Source organism: Helicobacter sp. MIT 01-3238 (genome assembly GCF_003364135.1).
Taxonomy (GTDB): domain Bacteria; phylum Campylobacterota; class Campylobacteria; order Campylobacterales; family Helicobacteraceae; genus Helicobacter_B.
Genome location: NZ_NXLN01000047.1, coordinates 1 through 4,766 on the forward strand (window position 1 = coordinate 1; position 4,766 = coordinate 4,766).

General features: G+C 42.8%; 4 protein-coding genes. 1 reads left to right on the forward strand and 3 read right to left on the reverse strand.

The features are described 5' to 3' along the window. Positions 1-207: 207 nt before the first annotated feature. Positions 208-1,605, reverse strand: coding sequence for a bifunctional UDP-N-acetylglucosamine diphosphorylase/glucosamine-1-phosphate N-acetyltransferase GlmU (gene glmU, locus CQA40_RS10605; RefSeq protein ID WP_115520799.1), 1,398 nt, complete (start codon positions 1,603-1,605; stop codon positions 208-210). 492 nt (positions 1,606-2,097) lie between these two features. Between glmU and CQA40_RS10610 the strand changes: the two genes are divergently transcribed. Then, positions 2,098-4,257, forward strand: coding sequence for an autotransporter domain-containing protein (locus CQA40_RS10610; RefSeq protein WP_147290211.1), 2,160 nt, complete (start codon positions 2,098-2,100; stop codon positions 4,255-4,257). Here the strand turns inward: CQA40_RS10610 and CQA40_RS10615 are convergent. Both CQA40_RS10615 and CQA40_RS11350 read right to left on the reverse strand, forming a co-directional pair. Continuing rightward, on the reverse strand, positions 4,231-4,413 hold the full coding sequence (locus CQA40_RS10615; protein WP_115520801.1) for a hypothetical protein: 183 nt from the start codon (positions 4,411-4,413) through the stop codon (positions 4,231-4,233). The genes CQA40_RS10610 and CQA40_RS10615 overlap by 27 nt on opposite strands. A 165-nt stretch (positions 4,414-4,578) precedes the next feature. After that, positions 4,579-4,766, reverse strand: a 188-nt coding sequence (locus CQA40_RS11350) for a hypothetical protein (protein WP_181882932.1), incomplete at its 5' end; no start/stop codon positions are given.

Sequence of the window (4,766 nt, forward strand, 5' to 3'; positions counted from 1 at the left end):
CCGTAGCACTCAAGTGCAGCATCCGTTATTTTGTCTGAACGCACGCCGCCCCCAACACACACAACGAATACTGAACCCACAGCAGCACCAAATGTAAATAACAAAAACTACCAATACTTATCTCAAAAAAGCAAAAATCCCCGCCACAAATTTACCCCAAACTTACCCCCGCAAATATATCCCACAAACCCCCTTTCACAAACCCTCTCACTTATCCCCGAAAAATCTCTTAAAAAACCCCGCTTTATTTATCTGCTTCACACGAGAAATCGCCAAATCCCCGCTCTTTATGTCATTTGTGATAGTAGAGCCAGCCGCGATAAGCACGCTAGATTCGACATTCACAGGGGCGACTAGCTGCGTATCGCTACCGATAAATACATTTTCTCCCACACGCGTTTTGTGCTTTGCTTTGCCGTCATAGTTGCAAGTGATGACACCAGCTCCTACATTGCTTCCCCGCCCTATCTCACAGTCCCCTAGATAGCTTAGATGCCCAGCTTTCACCCCGCGCAAATCCGCCGCCTTTGTTTCCACAAAATTCCCTATATGTGTAGAATCTATCACGCTTTTTGGTCGGATATGTGCAAATGGTCCAATATCACTAGAGATGATTTTGCTAGATTCTACCACGCTGTGGGACTTGATGATACTATCTTTTATTAGGCATTTTCCTTTGATTACTACGCCATTTTCTAGCTCGCACTCTCCCTCAAACTCCACGCCCTCTTCGATATATATGCTACTTGGCAGGTGCATTATCACACCATTTTTCATCGCTTCATTGCGAAATATTTCTAGCTTTTTTTCCTCTGCCTTTGCTAGCTCGTTTTTGGTATTTACCCCCATAAACTCATCTCTACACCCCTCAAACGCCCCGATACGCACGCCACTTTTTCGCGCTAGTGCGATGACATCTGTGAGATAAAACTCTTTTTGCGCATTGTCATTAGAGATTTTGGGGCAAAACTCGCTCAAAATCTCTCTATCAAACGCGTAGATTCCAGCATTTACGATATTTAGGAGTTTTTGCTCCTTCGTGCAGTCTTTTTCCTCTACTATGGCGTTGATAGATTCGCCCTCAAAGATTATGCGTCCATAGCCTTGTGGATTTTCTAGCCTCATCGTGCTTATGGTGATTTTGGTGGCGGCTTTGGCAGAGGCGTTTTTAGCAGAGCAGTCGCTAGTATCTTGCAAGCTAGATTTTGCTAGTTTTTCTATGCTTTTTTTTGTGATAAGCGGTGTATCGCCATTTAGCACCACTACGCGAGGATATGCAAAGTCTATGATTTTTTTGCCACCACTGCCCAAATCGCCACCGCTCTCAAAAAACGCCCCGCCTGTCCCGGGGAAATCTCTATGATTTTGTATGTGAAAGGTTAGATTCCCCTTTAGCTCGCCACTTTTTAGGCACTCTTGCAGGTAGGATTGTATCATTTCCCTTTGATGATATAGCACGATATGCACATCCCCACTCACAGCTAGTGCCTCACGGACGATATAAAAAATCATCGGCTTGCCACAAAGTAAGTGCAATACTTTTGGCTTAGATGAGCGCATACGAGTGCCAGCCCCAGCGGCTAAAATCATTACCGAAAAATCCATATCTATCCCTTATCTTTTGGAGTTTTACCTAAATCCGCGCAAAATCCACGCGCCAAATCGCAAAATCCACGCGCAAAAAAATGATAAAATCCACAAATTTTAGCATTTTTTTATCAATTAGCATTATTTAGCTTTTTTAGTAGCTAGCTTTTTGGCAAACGCTAGATTTTGCACAGCTTGCACTTGCTGTATTTTTATATTTTTATTTAGCATTTAATTCTTTCTTAAGCTATATTTATTTAGCATTTGTCTATTTTTTGCCAAGTAATTGTCAAAACCCAAAACTACAAAAAGGAATCTCACAATGAAGCAAGCGATACTCGCTAAAAGAAAATCTCTAATCACTCTCTCTCTCTCTCTCTCGTTTTAGGGCTACCACATTTTGCGTATGCAGGCTATATCACCGTATGGCAGCAGCCAAGCGTTGATGCAAGCAGGCTACAAAATTCTCCATATCGCATTCAAGTAACAGGAAATGCTTTATATTATCGATTGAGTGGTGCTACCACTTGGGTTACCGCGCCGAATAATTCCGCTCTCATAAGTGCCGTAGGCAACAATTGGGCAGAGTTTGTCATAGTCGAGCAAAATATGGAATCAATCACGCTAAAAAGACAGCAACGACCAAATACTATTCAGTATTTTACAGGGCGATTTGGTGGGTTTAATTTCCGCTCTGGCACGACACAAAGTTTTACCATAGAGCAAGATGGCGAATTAATTTCTGGTTTTGCAGGTAGGGGGGGGCTTACACAAGGTTTTAAAAGTGGTGCTTCCCTTATCGTGCACCCCCCCGCCACTATAAACACTATGACAAATAGTGGCACAATCCGAACCAAAACCCTCATATATGGCACTATAAATACTCTAGAGCAAAGAGGCGGACTAATCAACGATTTAGACATACAAAATGGTGGCAAAATCAATACTTTGAATTTAAGTGGCGGAAGTATCCCAACCCTTAGCATAAGCTCTAGAGGCACGCTAAATACCCTAACCATAAGCGGAGGCTCACTAGTAAATCTAAACATAAACGCCGATGGCTCTCTAAACACGCTAACCGTGAGTGGCGGCACATTTAGCAACCTAAACCTAAATGGTGGCTCGCTAGGGCATATCAATGGCAGTGGCACGATACAAAACCTAAATCTAAATAACTTCTCTATCCGCCTTGCTAGCACGGCAAGTGTGTGGAATGATGCAAAAGATACAGACTATACCAAAAAAGAACATCTCTATGTGGATAGCACAGGACCCACGATAACCAATATAAATGGAAGTGTTGTCGTAAGCCTCGCTCAAGGTGGCGAGCGCGACAAAACCTACAACTATAATAGTATCGTTACAAATAGCAAGGGAAATGGAAAATTTAATTCTCGCAATGTGCTAGCCGCACCCGGGCTAAACATAATCCACAATAGAGACGGCGGAACAGGATTTTCCCTATCCCCAGATGTAACCACAAGCTATGGTGCTGCTATACTAAAAAATATCACTCTCTCATTTATGCGCCGCGCTACGATGACACAAAATATACTAGACTCTATGACGACAAAGAGCTTTAGAGCGAACTACAAAGCCGAGCAAGACACCGAGTATAAAATGCTAAAAGATGATATGGCTCGCCTTACAAATCGTAGCTCCAAATACTCCAAGCAACAAAAACGCGACCAAAAGCAGCTAGATAAAATGCGTGATAAACTCGCCAAAAATACACTGCGACAAAGCAAAGGAGTAAATCTAACAAAAGGCTACAATACTTACGAGCTAATCGACCAGCTTGATAGAATGTTTATCTCCTATGAGAGAGAGCGAAATACGCGGGCATTTATCCTGCCTTATGGCGCACATAGCACCACTCTAGGCGATAGCACAAGCACCACCACAGAGTGGGCAGGTGGCGCAATAGTTGGTATCCAAAAAAACTTACAAGGCAAAGGCGTCTTTGGTGGCTATCTAGGCTATGAGTTTTCAAACCTTGATAACAAACTCACTGCCACAAATATCAATATCCAAACAAATAGCCTCCAAGTAGGTGCAAATCTGTTTAAAACTTATCCATTTAGTAGCAAACCAGCAGAATGGTATGTCAAATCTAGCTTGCACACTAGCCTAGAAATGCCTCATCTATCCTTTGTCGCACTTGGTGCTACGCAGGATTTTAAGCCACTTGCCTACTCACTAGGGGCAGATGTGCGTGGCGGGATAACACACTTTTTTGTGAGGAAAAACTCCTATATTTCGCCTGAAATCGGGCTAAGCTATGATATGCTAAGCCTAGATGGCTTTAGGATAGAATCCACAAATGAAAGCTATGGCAGGCATTTTTGGCATTTCCCACAACTAATGGCAAGTGTGAAATACTACAAAAGCTGGAAAAATACCTTTAAAACTAGCGTGACAATCGGCGCAAAATACAATATCTTACACAATCTAAACAAAGCTAGCTTCTCTTACGCGGGCAATAATGACACTGCTGTAATCCCACTGCCACCACTCTATGCAAATCTAGACTTAAGCGCGATATGGGTATTGCAAAAAAATAGCGAACTTAGTCTAAACTACACAGGCGTATTTTTCGCTGGCTTTAGCTCTCAAGCTAGCAGTGGCGTAAGCACAGCATTTTCATTGCGCTTCGCGCATTGGTTTTAGGGGCTTGTGTGATTTTGGGGTTGCGTGATTTTGGATTGGGTTTGGGATTATTTTTGGGGTTGTGTTTTTGGGTGGATTGATTTTTTTGTCATTGCGAGACTTGCGTAGCGATTCGTGGTAATCTATATCTTTTTGTTTTTTTGTATGGATTGCCACGAAAATCCTTGCGGATTTTCTCGCAATGACGATTGACTTTTCATTGCAAGCGTGGAGTGCGACTTCAAAAAGCCACCTCCCTTGAATCCACTTTTTTAAAGTGAGAGTGTTTGACTCTCTTTAAACCCCCTCCCTTGCGGAGGGGGTTTGGGGGTGGGTAAGTCTTTACTCATTACGAGCTGATTGTTCGTCATTGCGAGAATTTGTGTTAGCAAATTCGTGGCAATCTATTTTTTGCGTCAAGCGTGTTTGACTTATAGATTGCCACGCTCGCTTTGCTCGCTCGCAAAACAAGCGAAGCACAGTTTCTTTAGTAATGACGGAAGTGCTTGCGTTTGCATTGTTGGCAGTTG